The sequence below is a fragment of the Nocardiopsis sp. CA-288880 genome, assembly GCF_050955985.1.
Classification (GTDB): domain Bacteria; phylum Actinomycetota; class Actinomycetes; order Streptosporangiales; family Streptosporangiaceae; genus Nocardiopsis; species Nocardiopsis tropica.
Genome location: NZ_CP192105.1, coordinates 1,007,265 through 1,024,041, shown reverse-complemented (window position 1 = coordinate 1,024,041; position 16,777 = coordinate 1,007,265). Strand labels below are relative to the sequence as shown.

Sequence of the window (16,777 nt, the reverse complement as noted above, 5' to 3'; positions counted from 1 at the left end):
TGGGGTGTTCTTATCGTTGCCGAGGGGCGCGGTGCGCCGGGTCGGGCGGTGTTCCTTGCCCGAGCCGTCCCGTCCGTGTCGCCGTGGTGTCACCACGTGGTCACGTCCGCATGGTTATGTGACTGACCGTGCATGACACCCAGACTCCCGAAACCCAGGTTCCCCGTCCGCGCACCCGCTGGCCGCGGGCGGTGACGTTCACCGTGTCGTTGGCCTGGCGACACCTGCGCTCCGATCCGGCGCGCCTGCCGCTGCTCGCGCTGCGGCTGGCGCCCGGTGCGCCGCGCCGGGCGGCGCGCTCCCTGGCCGCCCGCCTGGGCGGCCGGGCCCGCGCCTACGCCCTGTGGGACCAGGGCCGGCGCGCGGAGGCCCGCGAGGCGGTGCTCGACGCCGCGGACGGGGCCTCGCCCCGCCGGGTGGGCCGCCTGGTGGCGGCCTGCCTGGCTGCGGGTGATGCCGATACCGCCCGTGAACTGGTCGAACGCCTCCCCCGGGGCGCGGCCCGCGAGGCCGCTGAGCACCGGACGGCGCTGGCGACGGGACGCGCTGTTCCCGCGTCTCCGTCCCCGTCGGCTGACCATCACGGAATCACGTTAACCCGCGGTGCCCGAACGCGGCCCGACGACACGGTGAACGCTCGGCGACCGGAGGTGCGAACAGGTGAACCGGGGGTCCCGGCCGGTGAACGCCGGCGTCCGGCGGACGGCGCGCAGGCCCCCGGCCACGGGCTCCGGGTGCTGCACCTGGTGACGAACGCCCTGCCGCACACCAACGCCGGGTACACCCAGCGCACCCACCGGATCGCGGTGGCCCAGCGCGAGGCCGGGATGGACGTGCACGTGGTCACCCGGGCGGGGTACCCGCTCACCAAGGGGGTCCGCGACCCGCGCACGCTGGTGCGGGTGGACGGTGTGGCCTACCACCGGCTGATCCCGTGGACGGCCCCCGCCGACGCGGCCGACGAGCTCGCGGTGGGGGTGCGGATGGCGTCGGAGCTGGTGGAGGCCGTGCGCCCGGACGTGCTGCACGCGGCGAGCAACCACCACAACGCCCGCCTGGCCCTGGAGCTGGGCCGCAGGTTCGACCTGCCGGTGGTGTACGAGGTGCGGGGGTTCCTGGAGGAGTCGTGGCTCTCACGCGACCCCTCCAGGAGCGTGGACGACGCCTTCTACCGGGCCGAGCGCGCCGCCGAGACGGAGTGCATGCTGGCCGCCGACCTGGTGGTGACCCTGGGCGAGGCGATGCGGGCGGACATCGAGGCGCGGGGGGTGGCCCGGGAGCGCCTCCTGGTGGTGCCCAACGCGGTGGACGCGTCGTTCCTGGAGCCCCTGCCCCCGGGCGACGGGGTGCGGGCCGGCCTGGGGATCGGCGGGGCGGACTTCGTGGTGGGGACCACCACGAGCTGCTTCGGCTACGAGGGCCTGGACGTGCTGCTGGACGCCGTGGCGCTGATGCGCGAGCGCGGGGAGCCGGCCCACGCGCTGATCGTCGGGGACGGGCCGGAGCTCCCCTCCCTGCGCGCCCGTGCGGCGTCGCTGGGGCTGGAGGGGGCCGCCCACTTCCCCGGCCGGGTGGCCGCCTCGGAGGTGCGGTCGCACCACGCCGCGCTGGACGTGTTCGCCGTGCCGCGCCGGGACGACCGGGTGTGCCGTGTGGTGACGCCCCTGAAACCCGTGGAGGCCATGGCGGGCGGGCTTCCCGTTGTGGCGAGCGATCTTCCGGCGTTGCGAGAGATTGTGGAACCGGGAGTGACTGGAGAGTTAATTCCCGCGGGCGAATCGGCACGTCTAGCTGATGTCCTGACAAATCTCGCCTACAGTCATGAAAAGCGAGCCGCCTACGGCCTCGCAGGTCGCAGCCTCGTCGGTGCCGACCGCACGTGGGCCGAGGCCGCATACCGCTACAACCAGGCGTATCGGGTTCTTATTCAGAAACTGTCCGAACCAGGCCAGAACCCGTGAGCAGAGGCAACACCTACCTACACTCGGACGCCCCGGGCACTGAGTAATGGCGGTCCTCGAAACTTGCGCCCGTTCACGAAATGAATGCGAGTGTGACCACGAAGTGGATGCCGCAGCCTCCAACCCAGCCCTTGTCCCCGAGCAGTCCGCCGCGGCGGTCAGCGACCTCGTCGTCCTCGGACTCGGTTACGTCGGCCTGCCCCTGGCGGCCGAGGCCGTGTCCGCGGGGCTGAAGGTCACCGGTCTCGACGTGAGCGACCGAGTCGTCGACGGCCTCAACAGCGCGGTCTCCCACGTCGACGACCTCTCGTCGGAAGACGTCGACCGCATGCTGGAGCACGGGTTCACCGCGACCACGGACCCGGCCTGCCTGGCGGCGGCGCGCACCATCGTCATCTGCGTTCCCACGCCCCTGTCGCCCGAGGGCGGCCCCGACCTGGGCGCGGTCACCTCCGCGGCCCGGTCGATCGCGGCGCACCTCCAGCCGGGGACCCTGGTCATCCTGGAGTCCACCACCTACCCGGGCACCACCGACGAGGTGGTGCGGCCGCTGCTGGAGGAGTCCGGCCTGGTCGCCGGGGCCGACTTCCACCTGGCGTTCTCGCCCGAGCGCATCGACCCGGGCAACGCGACCTTCGGCGTGGCCAACACGCCCAAGGTCGTCGGCGGGCTCACGGAGGAGTGCGGCGAGGCCGCCGCCGCCTTCTACGGCAACTTCGTGGACGCGGTGGTGCGCACCCGCGGGACCCGCGAGGCCGAGATGGCCAAGCTGCTGGAGAACACCTACCGGCACGTCAACATCGCCCTGGTGAACGAGATGGCCATCTTCTGCCAGGAGCTGGGCGTCGACCTGTGGGACTCCATCGCGGCGGCGGCCACCAAGCCGTTCGGCTTCCAGGCGTTCTACCCGGGTCCGGGCGTCGGCGGGCACTGCATCCCGATCGACCCGAACTACCTGTCGTACAAGGTCAAGACCCTCGGCTACCCGTTCCGCTTCGTCGAGCTGGCCCAGGAGATCAACAGCCGGATGCCGTCCTACGTCATCCAGCGGGCCCAGGAGCTCCTCAACGAGTCGGGGATGGCGCTGTCGCGGTCCAAGGTGCTGCTGCTCGGCGTCACCTACAAGGCCGACATCGCCGACCAGCGCGAGTCGCCGGCCCGGCCGGTGGCGCGCAAGCTGGCCGCCAAGGGCGCCACCCTCGCCTACCACGACCCGCACGTCGAGTCGTGGCAGGTGGACGGGGTGGACGTGCCCCGGTCCACCGACCTGGACCAGGCCATCGCCGAGGCCGACCTGACGATCCTGCTCACCGACCACGCCGAGTACCGGCCCAAGCGGCTGGAGGAGTACGCGCGACTGCTCCTGGACACCCGCGGCGTCCTGCGCCGCCCCGACCCCGAGGCCGGGACCGCGGCCGTGCCCGCCCAGGCGCGACGCCGTCCGACTCGCGAGGGGATCCAGGTCCTGTGAGCTGAGACCCGGGCCGGGGCGCCCCGAACCGCTCCCGGCCCGCGCGGGCCCCTGACCGGCACGCCGACGCGGACACCCACGGTGTCCATCGGCGTGCCTTGTCGTGTTCACCCGGCGCTCCTGGAAGGTTCACCCGATTCACCCCGCCTGGCCACCGCGCTTTCCTCGACCTGTTTCCGCTGGTGAATACCGTGTCGAACAGCACGTATCGCCATCACAAAGCGGATCATCTTCGTAGATGGCCCCATTCGGTGACACAGGTAGGTGAACTCGATGCACGCGCTTGTGGCCACGGTTGTGCACCACCCGGAGGACGCTCGGATCCTGCACAGGCAGATCCGCGCCCTGTTGGACGCGGGACACACGGTGACCTATGTGGCCCCGTTCCGGGAGTGCGGCGTGACCCCGTGGGCCGAGGTGCGCTCGGTGGACGTGCCGCGCGCCTCGGGCCGCGAACGGCTGACCTCGCTGCGCGCCGCCCGCGCGGTGCTCGCCGAGCACGCGCCCCACGCCGACCTGCTCCTCTTCCACGACCCCGAGCTGCTGCTGGCCCTGCCGGCGAAGCGGCCGGTGACGGTGTGGGACGTGCACGAGGACACGGCCGCCGCCCTGCTCACGAAGCCGTGGGTGCCCAAGCCGCTGCGGCGGCCCCTGGGCGGCGTGGTCCGGGCCTTCGAACGGCGCGCGGAGCGCCGCATGCGGCTGCTGCTGGCGGAGGAGGGGTACCGCTCCCGCTTCCGGTGCGACCACCCGGTGGTGCCCAACACCACCGAGGTGCCGGAGATCCCCCTCCGCGCCCCCGGGGACGACCGGGTGGTCTACCTCGGGCACGTCTCGATGGCACGGGGCGCCCGCGAGCTGGTCGAGCTCGGCCGGACGCTCCGCCCCCACGGGGTGCGGCTGGAGGTCATCGGCGGGGCCGACGTCGGCGTGCGGCCGATGCTCCGCGAGGCCCAGCAGGAGGACGCCCTGGACTGGTACGGGTTCGTGCCCAACGACCGGGCGCTGCGCATGTGCGCGGGCGCCCTGGCCGGGGTCAGCCTGCTGCACGACACCCCGAACTACCGGCACTCGATGCCGACCAAGGTCGTGGAGTACATGGCGCACGGCCTGCCCGTCGTGACGACGGCGAACCCGATGGCGGAGGGCCTGGTGACGGGGCGCCCGGAGGGCCCCGCCGGCCTGGTCGTCCCGTTCGGGGACGTGCCGGCCGCCGCGGAGGCGGTACTGCGGCTGAAGCGCGACGGGGAGCTGCGCGAGCGGTTGGCCCGGACGGGGCACGAGATCGCGCAGGCGTCCTACCACTGGCCGGTCCAGGCCAGGGTGTTCGTGAAGCGCCTGGAGGCATGGGTGGACGAGGCGGCCGGCCCGGTCCCCGTCGTCCCCCTGCCGAGAGGGGCGCAGGGCACAGGGGTCCGTGAAGGAAGCCACACCTACCAGCCCTGAGAAATATCTTCCTGGTCAACTAGGTTGTTGCTCGTGCCGGAGCGCTTTTTCGGCATTCTCCCTGATCACGAGCACGACCGAGGTATGACACATGAGTGAGACGCTGGTTCTCGACAAGGCCGCGCAGGACCTCCTGTTCCGCGACGCCCGCACCGCCAACTCCTTCACCGACGAGCCGGTGACCGACGAGCAGGTGCGCGCGATCCACGACCTCGTCAAGTACGGGCCGACCGCCATGAACAACCAGCCGCTGCGGGTCACCGTCGTGCGCTCGCCGGAGGCCCGCGAGCGCCTCGTCCCGCACATGGCGGGCAACAACGCGCCGAAGACCTCGACGGCCCCGCTCACGCTGATCCTGTCCGCGGACAGCGACTTCCACGAGCACTTCCCGAAGACGTTCCCCGTGGCCCCGGACGCCCGCGACAACTTCGCCGGGATGCCCGTCGAGGCCCGCGAGACCATGGCCGCCCAGAACACCCTCCTCCAGATCGCGTACCTGATCGTCGGGGTCCGCGCCGCGGGCCTGGCCGCCGGTCCCATGACCGGCTTCGACGCCGAGGGGGTGCGCCGGGAGTTCTTCGGCGAGGACTCCCCGCTCCGGCCGCTGGTCGTCATGAACATCGGCAACCCCGGCCCGGACGCCTGGTTCGACCGCCTCCCCCGCCTGGACTTCGAGGAGGCCTTCACCGAGGTCTGACCCGTACGACGGCCGAGGGGCCGGACACCCGCGAACGGTGTCCGGCCCCTCGGCCGTGTCCTGCCCGGCCCGTCGCGACCGCCCTCCCGCGGGGCGGTCGGGCGCCGTCCGGGGTCAGATGACCGGCGGGCGCCCGGCCCGGGTCATCCGCCACGCGGTCGACCAGCGGATCGGGGTGCGCGGGCCGGCGTCCTCGCGCCAGCCCTCGCGGAACCCGGCGAACCACGAGCGCAGCGCGGCGCGGTCGCGCTCGCGCAGCACCGTCAGCCCCACCCAGGTGCCGAGGTAGGCGAAGGCGAGGGGCCACGGGAGGTTGCGGCGGGCCAGCCACACCCGGTTGCGGGCGTTGAGCCGGTAGAAGTTCTCGTGCCGCGTCGGCGCCACCGCGGGGTGGTACATGACCGCGTCGGCGTCGTACTCGATCGTGTAACCGGCGTCCATGATGCGCCAGGCGAGGTCGGTCTCCTCGTGGGCGTAGAAGAAGTCGCCGGGCAGCCCCCCGCCGGCCTCGAAGGCCGTGCGGCGGATGGCGCAGGCCCCGCCGAGGAACGTGGTGACCACGCTCGACTCCCGGGAGTCCCCCACGCGCAGGCGCGGCACGTGGCGGCGCTGGTCGGGGCCGCCGTCGGGGTCGGCGATCCGGAAGGACAGCGCGCCCAGGGACGTGTCGGCGGCGAACCGCTCCCGCACGTGGCGGGCCAGGTCGGTCGAGCGGTACCAGCCGTCGTCGTCCAGGAAGAGGATGATGTCGCCGTCGGTGGCCTTGACCCCGTGGTTGCGCCCCTCGGGGATGCCGACGTTCTCCGGGAGGAGAACCGTGGTCACGCCCTCGGGCATCTCCGGCAGCTGCGCCCCGTTGCTGACCACCACGACCTCGACGTCCGCGTCCTCCTGCTCGAACACGCTGGTGATCGCGCGGCGCAGCTCGGCGGGGCGGGTGCCCATCGTCAGCAGGACGCAGGAAAGTGTGGGCTTGCTGCTACCGGACACCTGGGCGCGGCTCCGTTCGGCTCTTGGCGCTCGGGAGACCTCAGCCGCGGACGTCGCGGTGTCAGACGCGGGTGGGATCACGGGTGTGGCCATGTTTGCGACCGTTCAGTGGACGACATGCTGCTGGCAGGTTGACACCCGCCAACATTCGCAGAAACAGACTAACGAAAGAATAAAAGGGAGGTGTACGGGGCCGTGGACGGGGTACCCGACCGCGGCCCCGTGGGAGGGGCGGCTCACCGGCGCTGCGGCCGGCGGTTCACTCCAGGCGCCGGGAGGCGAGGACGCTCACGAAGTGGGCGAAGCTCATCACCACGGCCACGAACGCGCACGCCGCCACCAGGAAGCGGGTGGCGGCCAGGTCGCCGAGGAAGGCGTCCACCACGGCGGCAGCCACGATGATCAGGGACAGCTCCACCGCCTGGATGAGCCGGTGGACCTTGAGGGCGGAGGCCAGGCGGCGCGCCAGGCTCAGCCCGGAGGAGCGCGGCCGCATCGCCTCGTCCGAGACCTTCTCGGGCAGCCCGGCCTTGGCGCGGGCCACCACGACGTTGTCGGTCTCGGCCTTGATCAGGGCGACGCCGATCGCCGCGGCCATGCCCAGGATCACCCAGCCGCCCGCCTCCCACTCGCCCTGGGCGCGGATGCCCAGGCCGATGAGGAGCGCGATCTCGGACACGTAGTGCCCGATCCGGTCCAGGTAGATCCCCGCGACGCTGGTGCGCCCGGTGTACCGGGCCACCTCGCCGTCGGAGCAGTCCAGCAGGAGGTAGACCTGGATGAACACCGCAGCGAGGACGGCCGACCACAGTCCGCCGAACGCGACGACCACCCCGGACAGGACCCCGAACGCCATCATCAGGTAGGTGATGGGGTTGGGCGGGACGCGCAGCCGGACGAAGAACGTCGTCAGGTACGGCGAGATGTCCCGCATGTAGAGGCGGCCGGCCCAGTGCTCCTCGTTGGTCCGCTCCTTGATGCCGGCGGGCTGGCCCCCTGCTCTGACCTCAGCGACCGACGGCTTCGACATAGTCCTTGACGCTCCGTCCGATCTCGTCCTCGGAGAGGTTCAGGTGTTCCAGGATGGTGAACCGGCCCGGCCGGGTGTCCGGCGCGTGGGCCACCGCCCGCGCGAACGCCGCCTCGTCGAGGCCGACGTCGGACGGGACGACGGGCAGTTCGTGGCGGATCAGGCAGTCGCGGATCTCGTTCATCCGCGACTCCGACCAGCCCAGGTGCCGCACCCGCAGGAAGGACGCGTAGAGCGCGCCCAGTCCGGCGAGCTCGCCGTGGTTGCTGACGCCCGGGTGGAGCTGGGTGACCGCGTGCAGGATCTCGTGGCACGCGCCGCTGGCGGGTCTGCTGGACCCGGCGACCGACATGGCCATCCCGGAGAGCACGAGGCCCTCGGCGAGCACGGTGAGGAACGCGTCGGACTCCACCGAGTCGGGGCGGTGCAGGACCGCCTCGGCCGCGACCCGGGCGAAGGTGACGGCCATGCCGTCCACGGGTTCGCCGTTGACGCGGCCGGCCAGCTCCCAGTCCTCGATGGCCGAGATGTTGCTGACCACGTCGCCGATGCCCGAGCGCACCAGGTGCGAGGGGGCCGCGCGGACGTAGTCGACGTCGATGACGACGGCGATGGGCATGGTGACGCCGATGGACGGCTTGCCGCCCTCGTGCTCCAGGGAGCTGACGGGGGAGGCGATGCCGTCGTGGGCGAGGTTCGTGGCCACGGCCACCATGGGGATGCCCGCCATGGTCGCGGCGAACTTGGTGACGTCGATGGTCTTGCCGCCGCCGATGCCCGCGACCGCCTCGTACGCGCCGGAGCGGAGCTTCCTGCCCAGCTCGTTGGCGGCGTCCACGGTGCCCTCCCCGACGTGGAAGACCTCGCAGTTGGGCAGGTCCAGGTCGGCGGCGATCTGCGCGCCCTGCCCCGGGCCGACGGCCACGGCGATGCGGCCCTCGGTGGCGATCCGCCGGTCGGCGAGCAGCGTCCCGAGGGAGGAGACCGCCCCCCGCCGCACGTCGATCGCCAGCGGGGAGGGGAGCATTCGGGCTAGTAGCGGCACGCGATCTCCCTGGCCTTGGCGAGGTCGTCGTGGTTGTCGACCTCGACCCAGTCCACCTCGCCGATGGGCGCCACGGCGACCTTCTCGCCCCGGTTGACCAGCTCCTGGTAGCCGTCCTCGTAGTAGAGCTGCGGGTCGCGCTCCCAGGTGGCCTTGAGGGCGTCGGCGAGGCGGGGGGCCAGGGACCCCTCGATGAGGGTGGCGCCGATGTACTCGCCGGCGGCGGTGGCCGGGTCCATGAGCTTGGTGATGTTCCTGAGGTGGCCGCCCTCGTCGAGGGTCACCTTCATCTCCTCGTCGGCGAGGCTTTTCACGTTGTCCACCGCGAGGAGGAGTTCCGGCCCCCGGGCGGCGAGTAGCGTTTCCTCGACGCTCACCGGGTGGACGGTGTCGCCGTTGACCAGGAGGACGCCCTCGGAGAAGAACTCGCGCGCGGTCCACAGGGAGTAGGCGTTGTTCCACTCCTCGGCCTTGTCGTTGTAGCTGAGGGTGAGCTTGACGCCGTGGCGCTCCTCCAGGGCCTCCTTGCGCGCCTCGACGGCCTCCGCGCGGTAGCCGACCACGACGACGACGTCGGTGAGCCCGGCCGCCGCCAGGTTGCGCAGCGAGATGTCCATGATGGTCGTCTCGCCGTCGACTGGCACCAGGGCCTTGGGCAGGGTGTCGGTGTAAGGACGCAGCCGGCGCCCCGCGCCTGCGGCGAGAACCATTCCGAGCATGAGGGCGTGTTCCTCCTTGTGTCGGGGAGGCTGTCACGCCTCCCCGTTCGTTCCGGCGGCCGGTTGGCCCCCGTCTCCGTCTCCGCTGCCGGGTCGGGAGATCCGGGGATCTCCAGGGCCCGTGTCGCCACCGCCGGGGGGAGCGGTGGTCATGGTGAGCACGTCGGTCACCGGTGTCGCACTCCAGGTGCGCACGGACTCCCGCACGAGCAGCACCGCCAGGTATCCGGCGAGTATGCCGTAGGCGGGGGTGAGCGCGTGGAGCGCGCCCCCTGCGGCGACGGCGAGCATGCGGCCGTCCCACCCGAGTGCCGCGCCGCGCACCCACGCCGGTCTGGCCGTGCCGGCCGTGGGGCGTGCCACGTCGTCGCGATGGTGGCAGACGACTGCCACCAAGAGTACGAACACCAGGGGACCTGGTACGCCGGACGCCAGTCCCAGCACCGCCAGAAAGGTGTACTCGGTGGCACGGAGGACGGGTGGTACGAGCCAGTCGGACCGTCCGTCGTGGGGGTGGCCGGAGGCCAGTCCGGACAGTAGCAGGGCAGCGACCGGTGCGAACAGGGTAATGCCTGCCAAGTGTCCTCGGTCTGCCACGAGGAGTGTTCCGACGACCAGCGCCCCGGCGAGCGCGGGCAGCAGGGGAGGTACGGCACCCGGCGCGATCCGGCCCAGCAGGTACGACATGTGACCGTCATCACGGAGAAATCGCAGGTCCGGAGCGGTCGGGACCCGCCCTCCCCCGGTGTGCGCCCCGGTCGCGCCCGCCCCGGCCCGGCTCACCGGCGCACCCCGCGCGCGGTGGGGTCGACGAGTTCCCCGGTGACGGCGATCGCGCAGCCCACGATGAGGGTGACGAAGGCGACCCGCGCGTCCCAGAGCGTGGCGGTCACGGCGATCACCAGGAAGCGCGTCGGCTGGGAGAAGGCGGTGAGCCGCCGGGCCGGGGCGGTCGGCGCCGGGTCCGGCCGGAGGGCCCCGGGCCGGGTGTCCGGCGCGCCGCGGCCCGCGCCGGGGGCGCGGCGGGGGCCGTCCCCGGACGTGCGGCACCCGGCGGGTTCGGCCTCACGCGGCCGGGGCGGGATCCCGTCGGACCGGACCCCCGCGGCGGCCGCGCCGACGGCGGCCGCCCCCGGGGCCCTGCCGCGGGCCCCGGGCGAACGGGGCCCCGGGACCGCGGCGCCGAGCAGCCGGCTCGTCAGTCCGGGGTCGCCGTCGCGCGGGGGACGGGTGGGACAGCAGGGCGCCAATCCACCCAGGAGGCCGCCAGCGCACCCCTGGGAGGACAGCGGGGCGGGTTTCGCGTCCCGCCCCGGGAAGGCCGCGACCGGGGCCCCGTGGGCCGCCAGGAGCGAGTCCCGCAGGGCCAGAGCGACGAGCGCGCCCGCCGCCCAGCCCCACGCGCCCCCGAGGCCCGCCAGGACCGCGCCGGCGGCCAGGCCCAGGTAGACCACGCACTCCCTCAGCTGCGACAGCATCGCCGCCAGCCACAGGGTGAGGGCGTCCCCCCGGTCGGCCCGCATGCGCGCGCGGACGGCGTCGCAGAACAGGACCGCCGCCAGGAAGGCCGACCCGGCCAGGCCGCCGACCGTGTCGGCCCGGGAGAACCAGACCGCGGCGCCGACCGCCCCGACGACGCCGATCCTCGTCATCCCGGCCCGGGTGACGTGTCTGCGTTCCAACATCCGCGCGGCCGACCGCGCCAACGTGCCGTAGACCATGGGTGCCCTCCCACACTTGGTGAGTGACACCGTTGCCTACGGTGCGTAGTCAATCAAACACTGACACGCACCTTGTGTCCGCTAAGCCGGGGTCCGGCCCCGCGGGGGCCTTTCGGCCGGACCCCGGAAAGGAGCGTGCGCACCGCCGGAACACACCGGCGATGCGCACCACGGCCTTCCGGGACGGGCCTGGCGGCGGGTCGGCTCAGGCGGTGCTGCCGCCGTCGGCCCCGTCCTCGCCGGACTCCTGGTCGTCGATCTGCTTCTCGGCCTGCTCCGCGCGCTTCTTCTTCGCGGCGTCGCGCTTCTTGCGCTCGGCGATCTCGGCCTTGGTGTCCTCGTCGTACGCGGCCAGGGCTGCGTCGATGTCGGTGTCCAGGGCGAGCCCGCCGCCCTTGACGTACAGGCCGCGGTTGCAGAACCGGCGCAGGTCCCTCTCGCTGTGAGAGACGAGCACCATCGTCCGCTGGTTGGCCAGCATCCGGTCGATGGCCTCGTAGCACTTGCGCTTGAAGGCCTTGTCGCCGACCGCGAGGACCTCGTCGACCAGCATGATCGGGTGCTCCAGCTGCGAGATCAGCGCGAACCCGAGGCGCACCTTCATGCCGCTGGAGTAGTGCCGCACCGGGGTGTCGATGAACTTCGACTTGATCTCGGCGAAGTCGACGATCTCGTCGAAGCGCTCGTCGATCTGCTTCTCGGTCATCCCGTGCAGGGACCCGACCAGGTACACGTTCTCGCGGCCGGTCAGGTTGTCGTTGAACCCGGCCCGCAGCTCCAGGAGCGGCGCGACCTTGCCGTGGACGTGCACCTCGCCCTCGTCGGGCATCAGGACCCCGGCGATGAGCTTGAGCAGCGTGGACTTGCCCGTGCCGTTCTTGCCGACGATGCCGACGCACTCGCCCCGGTTGATCTCGAACGCCACGTCCCGCAGCGGCCAGAACTCGTCGCCCTCGGCGTTGGGGTCGCGCTTGGTGCCGTGGATGAACATCTCGCGCAGGCTGCGCTTGCGGCGGCGGTTCACGGCGAACTTGACGCCGAGTCCCTTGGCCTCGATGACCGGCCCACTGGTCAGCCCGGCGCCGTAGTCGGTCTGCGCCATCACAACTCCTTCAGGACGGACATCTCCAGGCGGCGGAACGTCCAGTATCCGATGATGAGCATCAGGATCGAACCGACCACCGAAGAGGTCAACGCGAGGGTGCTCGGGGTTAGTTCCGCGAACTCAGGGAACCACACCGCGCGGTGCATCTGGAAGATGCCCATCAGCGGGTTGAGCTGGTAGAGGGTCTTCAGCCACTCGGGGATGCCGGAGCTGAGGACCATGGAGGCCGGGAACAGGATCGCCGATCCGTAGAACAGCAGTCGGCTGAGGATCCGCACGAGGCGCTCCACGTCGCGCAGCAGCACGTTGACCGACGACAGGAACAGGGTCACACCGAGCCCGAACGCGAACGTCAGCACCACCGCGAGCGGCAGCCAGACCAGCAGGCCCATGACGGTGAAGTGGCCTCCCAGCGCGAAGACGAAGACCAGCAGCACCGGCCAGGTGAGGAGGTACTCGACGAACTTCGTGCCCACCGTGGCCATCGGGAAGATCTCCCGGGGCACCTTCATCGTGGTGATCAGCTTGGAATGCGTGAGCATCGCCCGCGGCGCCTCGCTGAGGATCGCGCCGAAGGTGGTCCACGGCAGGATCCCGGCCACGAGGAAGAGCACGAAGCCGCCGTAGGCCTCTGCCTCCGGCGGCATGCCGCGATCAGCGTTGAGGATGACCCCGAAGACGAAGAAGTAGACCATCGTCAGAGCCAGGGGCTCCAACATCGTCCACGCGTACCCCAGTACGGACTGCTGGTACTTGACCTTCAGGTCGCGCCGGACCAGGAGGCCGACGACCTTCCGGTGCTCCCAGACGGCCAGCGCCCTTGACGCCACCGCCACCTCCAAGGGTTGTTTTCTCGTCCGGTCAGCGAGGTGCCGGACAGGCGTGTTCGTGTCTCGCCTGTGCGCACCGGTCGACACGCGCGGTCCACCCCGCGCCGGATGTACCGGAAACGGGGGAGCGTGTCCGGGCGACCGGGGGATGTCACGGACCGCGCCCGGTTCCCACCGCATCGGAGGAGGTCTGGACCGGGCACGCCATACAGGCGTCCATAGGTTACCGCTGCGGACGACGGGCCGCGCCAACCAGCCCTCCCCCGGCGGGCGGTGCGCGCCGTCACCCCCCGTGTCGCCGGGGCGGTCCGCTAGCCTCGGCCCGAGGGCGGAGATCATGTCCTTTATGGGGAACAACCGGGCGCGCGTCCCGGCCGACCGGGGCCGCGGGGGCCGAAGGCCCTGCGCACGCGGACGCCGGCGGGGTCCGACGCGTCCTGCGGCGCGGTCCGCCGGCGGCGGCCGTGTCCCGGGACGCGCCCCCGGGCGGGCCCTGTGACGAGCGCCGCGGCGAGTGCGGCCAAGGGAACGGCGACACCAGCCGTGGACGGAAGAGGTGGGGCCATGCGCCCGCGTGTGATCGCGGCGGTTCTGGCCGGAGGGGTCGGCGCCCGCATGGGCGCCCCCTCCCCCAAGCAGCTGCTGCCCCTGGAGGGGCGGCCCATCATCGAGCACTCCATCGCCGCGTTCGAGGCGTGCCCGGAGGTGGACGAGATCCTGGTCCTCATGGTGCGGGAGTACGTGGGGAGGGTGGAGGACATCGTCGCCTCCGCGGGGTTCGCCAAGGTCACCGCCGTGCTTCCCGGCGGGGGGACCCGCACCGACACCTCGTACGCCGCCCTCTCCGCGATGGGGGGCGCGGCCGACACCGACCTGGCCCTGCTGCACGACGCGGCCCGTCCGCTCGTGCGCCCCGCCACGATCGCCGCGTGCGTCGCGGCGCTGGGAGAGGCGGGCGCCGTCGGGGTGGCGGTGCCCAGCGCCGACACGGTCGTCAGGGTGGCCCCCGGCCGGACCGGCGGCGAGGCCGTCGCCCAGGTGCCGCCGCGCTCGGAGCTGCGCCGTATGCAGACCCCGCAGGGGTTCCGGCTGGGCGTGGCGCGGCGCGCCTACGCCCTGGCGACGGCCGACCCGGGGCTGGTCGCCACGGACGACTGCGGGGTGGTGCTGCGGTACCTGCCCGGGGAGGAGGTGCGGATCGTGCCGGGTGAGGAGGACAACATCAAGGTGACGAACCCGGGGGACGTGGAGGTCGCCGAGACGCTCCTGCGCCGGGCCCGCGCCCGCGCCGTCCTGGCGGAGGCGGACTCGTGAGCCGGGTCTTCGGGGCCACCGAGGTCATCGGGCACCGCGGCGCGGGGCGCGGCGTGGTGGACGGCGCCCGCGAGAACTCGCCGGAGTCGTACGCGGCGGCGGCCGCGGCCGGGGCGGACTGGGTGGAGGTCGACGTGCGGCGCACGGCCGACGACGCGCTGGTGCTCCACCACGACGCCGCCCTGGCCGACGGCCGGGCGATCGTCGACCTGACCGCGCGGGAGTGCGCCGCGGCGGGGCTGACCGGACTGGACGAGGGGCTCGCGGCGATCCCGGCGGGGGTCGGGCTGGACGTGGACGTCAAGTCGGTCATGGAGGACGCGGTCGACGCTCCGTCACGGCGGACGGCCTCCCTTCTCCTCCCGTACCTGCGCCGTGAGGCCAAACGTCGCCGGGTGTTCGTCTGCTCGTTCGACCCCGGCGTCCTCGTGGCCGTCCACGGTGGCGCCCCGGAGGTGCCGACGGCGTGGATGCCGTTCGTGCGCAACCCGCTGGACCAGGCCGTGGCGGGAGCCGCCGGCCTGGGGTGCGCGATCGTCGCGGTGGACGCGCGGTCGTTCGGGCTGACCGGCGACGCCCCCCGGCCGGGCCGCCGTTCGGTGCCGTACACCGTGGACCTGGCGCACCGGGCGGGGCTGGAAGTGGTCTCCTGGTGCCCGGACCCGGTCGACGCGGCCCGTTTCGCGGAGGCGGGCATGGACGCGGTCGTGGTGGACGACGTGCCCGGGGCGGTCTCCGCCCTCAAGGCCCGGTAGGGCGGGAACCGCGCGGGGGCCGAGGCCTCTAGCCGGAAGTCCACCTCCTCCGCCGCCGCGAGCGGCACGCCCAGGCCGCCGAGGAGTTTCGGGAGGGGCTCTTGGACCAGCCCTCCGTCCCGTACGCGATCGCGATCGACTCGCCGTCGAACCGCCGCGCGGCCCGGTCGCCCCGCGACTCGTCCAGGGGTTCCCCTCCGTGTCCCGCTCCCCGGGCAGCAGGGGGCCGCCCCCGTGCGGGGGCGGCCCCGGGCCGGATACGGCCGCACGTCCGGGACCCGCGGCGGCGGGCGCGTCAGGCGCTGGCGCCCTGCGCGGTGCGCGAGTCGGAGCCGAGCCCCGGGGGGCTGGTGATGAAGCCGGCGCCCCACGACATGTGCATGGTGGCCAGGGCCAGCGGGATCAGCGGCAGGCTGGAGGCCGGCAGCCCCCGGCCGAGGGGCACGGACGCGGCGGTGACCAGCGCCAGGTAGGCGGCGGGAACCAGGAACAGGGGCCAGAACACGAACCCGCCGACCAGGCCCGCGACCACCCCGGCCAGGGCGACGGGGGGCGCCAGGTAGCGCAGGTTGATGGTGCCCTTGTGCTGACGGGCGACCACCCTCCGCCAGCGGCCGTAGTGGAAGTACTGCTTGGCGAGCAGCCGCACGTTGCGGCGCGGCCGGTAGGAGACCGTCATCCGCGGCTGGAACCACACGGTGCCGCCCGTGGTGCGGATGCGGTGGTTCATCTCCCAGTCCTGGGCGCGGAGGAAGGCCTCGTCGTAGCCGCCGACGCGCTCCAGCGCCGAGCGCCGGAAGACGCCCAGGTAGACGGTGTCGGCGGGGCCGCCCTCGCCCCCGGTGTGGAAGCGCGCGTTGCCGACGCCCACCTTGGAGGTCATGGCGGCGGCGACGGCCTTCTCCCACGGGGTGGTGCCCTCGGCGGCCATGATGCCGCCGACGTTGTCGGCGCCGGTCTCGCGCAGGGTCTCCACGGCCACGCGGAGGTAGTCGGAGGGCATCATGGCGTGCCCGTCGATGCGGGCGACGATGTCGTGCGAGGAGGCGCCGATGGCGGCGTTGAGGCCGGCCGGGGTCCTGCCGGTGGGGTTGTCCACCACCTTGACGCGGGGGTCGGCGGCGGCGAGCCCGTCGGCGACCTCGCGGGTGCGGTCCGAGGAGGGGCCCACCCCGAGCACGACCTCCAGTTCGCCCGGGTACTCCTGGGCGAGGACGTGCTCCACCGCCGAGGCGAGGTGGCGTTCTTCGTTGAGTACGGGCATGACGACGGAGACAGGCGGCCAGGACACGGGCACTTCCCAAGGTCAAGACGTGTCGGGGACTCGCGAGGGGCTTCCCTCGCGCGCGTCAACGGTACTGCACCCGTACGGCCCGGAGCGCCCGGCGGGATCGCCGCCGGGCCGCGCCGCCGACGGGTCAGCCCTGGTTCTTGACGGGCAGGCCCTGGGCGTCCTTGAAGTTGCCCATGATGACCATGACCAGGTCGATGAGGGCCCAGACGCCGGCGCCTCCGCAGGTGATCAGCATGAGGACGCCGGTGCCGGTCTTGCCGACGTAGAAGCGGTGGATCCCGAGGCCGCCGAGGAAGAGGCTGAGCAGGAGCGTGGTGAGCCAGTTCTTCGGGGACACGGCTTCGTACTGGGGCTGCTGGTACATGGTTGTACTCCGGGATGGGACGGGGAAAGGGGTGT

16 protein-coding genes are annotated in these 16,777 nt (G+C 72.7%); 6 read left to right on the top strand and 10 right to left on the bottom strand.

Annotated elements, in window-relative coordinates; genetic code table 11:
* The first annotated feature begins 209 nt into the window (after positions 1–209).
* The 4 genes from ACQPYD_RS04595 to ACQPYD_RS04580 all read left to right on the top strand — a co-directional run bounded on the left by ACQPYD_RS04595 (position 210) and on the right by ACQPYD_RS04580 (position 5,575).
* Positions 210–1,961, top strand: coding sequence for a glycosyltransferase family 4 protein (locus ACQPYD_RS04595; RefSeq protein WP_433699913.1), 1,752 nt, complete (start codon positions 210–212; stop codon positions 1,959–1,961).
* Positions 1,962–2,064: 103 nt separating this feature from the next.
* Entirely contained in the window at positions 2,065–3,432 is a 1,368-nt protein-coding gene (locus ACQPYD_RS04590; protein WP_433699912.1) for a nucleotide sugar dehydrogenase, read from the top strand.
* Positions 3,433–3,705: 273 nt separating this feature from the next.
* Positions 3,706–4,878, top strand: a complete 1,173-nt coding sequence (locus ACQPYD_RS04585) for a glycosyltransferase family 4 protein (RefSeq protein ID WP_267948218.1) — start codon at positions 3,706–3,708, stop codon at positions 4,876–4,878.
* A 91-nt stretch (positions 4,879–4,969) separates the two neighbouring features.
* Positions 4,970–5,575: a malonic semialdehyde reductase gene (locus tag ACQPYD_RS04580; protein WP_267948217.1), complete on the top strand. Its 606-nt coding sequence runs from the start codon at positions 4,970–4,972 to the stop codon at positions 5,573–5,575.
* 114 nt (positions 5,576–5,689) lie between these two features.
* On the opposite strand, the gene ACQPYD_RS04575 is transcribed toward ACQPYD_RS04580, so the two are convergent.
* The 8 genes from ACQPYD_RS04575 to ACQPYD_RS04540 all read right to left on the bottom strand — a co-directional run bounded on the left by ACQPYD_RS04575 (position 5,690) and on the right by ACQPYD_RS04540 (position 13,027).
* The gene (locus ACQPYD_RS04575; protein ID WP_267950254.1) at positions 5,690–6,520 is read right to left on the bottom strand and encodes a glycosyltransferase family 2 protein; all 831 of its coding nucleotides are present in this window, start codon (positions 6,518–6,520) and stop codon (positions 5,690–5,692) included.
* A 304-nt stretch (positions 6,521–6,824) separates the two neighbouring features.
* Positions 6,825–7,595, bottom strand: coding sequence for a CDP-alcohol phosphatidyltransferase family protein (locus tag ACQPYD_RS04570; protein WP_433699911.1), 771 nt, complete (start codon positions 7,593–7,595; stop codon positions 6,825–6,827).
* Positions 7,573–8,622 carry an iron-containing alcohol dehydrogenase family protein gene (locus ACQPYD_RS04565; RefSeq protein WP_433699910.1) on the bottom strand — a complete coding sequence of 350 codons (1,050 nt, stop codon included), beginning with the start codon at positions 8,620–8,622 and terminating at the stop codon, positions 7,573–7,575. The genes ACQPYD_RS04570 and ACQPYD_RS04565 overlap by 23 nt, the downstream gene beginning before the upstream one ends.
* A 5-nt stretch (positions 8,623–8,627) precedes the next feature.
* Positions 8,628–9,359 carry a sugar phosphate nucleotidyltransferase gene (locus ACQPYD_RS04560; protein ID WP_402913874.1) on the bottom strand — a complete coding sequence of 244 codons (732 nt, stop codon included), beginning with the start codon at positions 9,357–9,359 and terminating at the stop codon, positions 8,628–8,630.
* 33 nt (positions 9,360–9,392) lie between these two features.
* Positions 9,393–10,046 (bottom strand): DUF5941 domain-containing protein, encoded by a 654-nt coding sequence (locus ACQPYD_RS04555; protein WP_433699909.1) that lies wholly within the window; start codon positions 10,044–10,046, stop codon positions 9,393–9,395.
* Positions 10,047–10,138: 92 nt separating this feature from the next.
* Positions 10,139–11,080, bottom strand: a complete 942-nt coding sequence (locus ACQPYD_RS04550; protein WP_433699908.1) for a hypothetical protein — start codon at positions 11,078–11,080, stop codon at positions 10,139–10,141.
* A gap of 205 nt (positions 11,081–11,285) precedes the next feature.
* Positions 11,286–12,182 carry an ABC transporter ATP-binding protein gene (locus ACQPYD_RS04545; protein WP_433699906.1) on the bottom strand — a complete coding sequence of 299 codons (897 nt, stop codon included), beginning with the start codon at positions 12,180–12,182 and terminating at the stop codon, positions 11,286–11,288.
* On the bottom strand, positions 12,182–13,027 hold the full coding sequence (locus ACQPYD_RS04540; protein ID WP_433699905.1) for an ABC transporter permease: 846 nt from the start codon (positions 13,025–13,027) through the stop codon (positions 12,182–12,184). The genes ACQPYD_RS04545 and ACQPYD_RS04540 overlap by 1 nt, the downstream gene beginning before the upstream one ends.
* Positions 13,028–13,579: 552 nt before the next feature.
* On the opposite strand from ACQPYD_RS04540, the gene ACQPYD_RS04535 reads away from it, so the two are divergent.
* The gene (locus ACQPYD_RS04535; protein ID WP_433699904.1) at positions 13,580–14,329 is read left to right on the top strand and encodes an IspD/TarI family cytidylyltransferase; all 750 of its coding nucleotides are present in this window, start codon (positions 13,580–13,582) and stop codon (positions 14,327–14,329) included.
* On the top strand, positions 14,326–15,084 hold the full coding sequence (locus ACQPYD_RS04530; RefSeq protein ID WP_433699903.1) for a glycerophosphodiester phosphodiesterase: 759 nt from the start codon (positions 14,326–14,328) through the stop codon (positions 15,082–15,084). Before ACQPYD_RS04535 ends, ACQPYD_RS04530 begins: the two co-directional genes overlap by 4 nt.
* A gap of 295 nt (positions 15,085–15,379) precedes the next feature.
* Here the strand turns inward: ACQPYD_RS04530 and ACQPYD_RS04525 are convergent, their stop codons facing one another.
* Together ACQPYD_RS04525 and ACQPYD_RS04520 are read right to left on the bottom strand one after the other, a co-directional pair.
* Positions 15,380–16,348 carry a glycosyltransferase family 2 protein gene (locus tag ACQPYD_RS04525; RefSeq protein WP_433701952.1) on the bottom strand — a complete coding sequence of 323 codons (969 nt, stop codon included), beginning with the start codon at positions 16,346–16,348 and terminating at the stop codon, positions 15,380–15,382.
* 154 nt (positions 16,349–16,502) lie between these two features.
* Positions 16,503–16,742 carry a TM2 domain-containing protein gene (locus ACQPYD_RS04520; RefSeq protein WP_433699902.1) on the bottom strand — a complete coding sequence of 80 codons (240 nt, stop codon included), beginning with the start codon at positions 16,740–16,742 and terminating at the stop codon, positions 16,503–16,505.
* Positions 16,743–16,777: the final 35 nt, after the last annotated feature.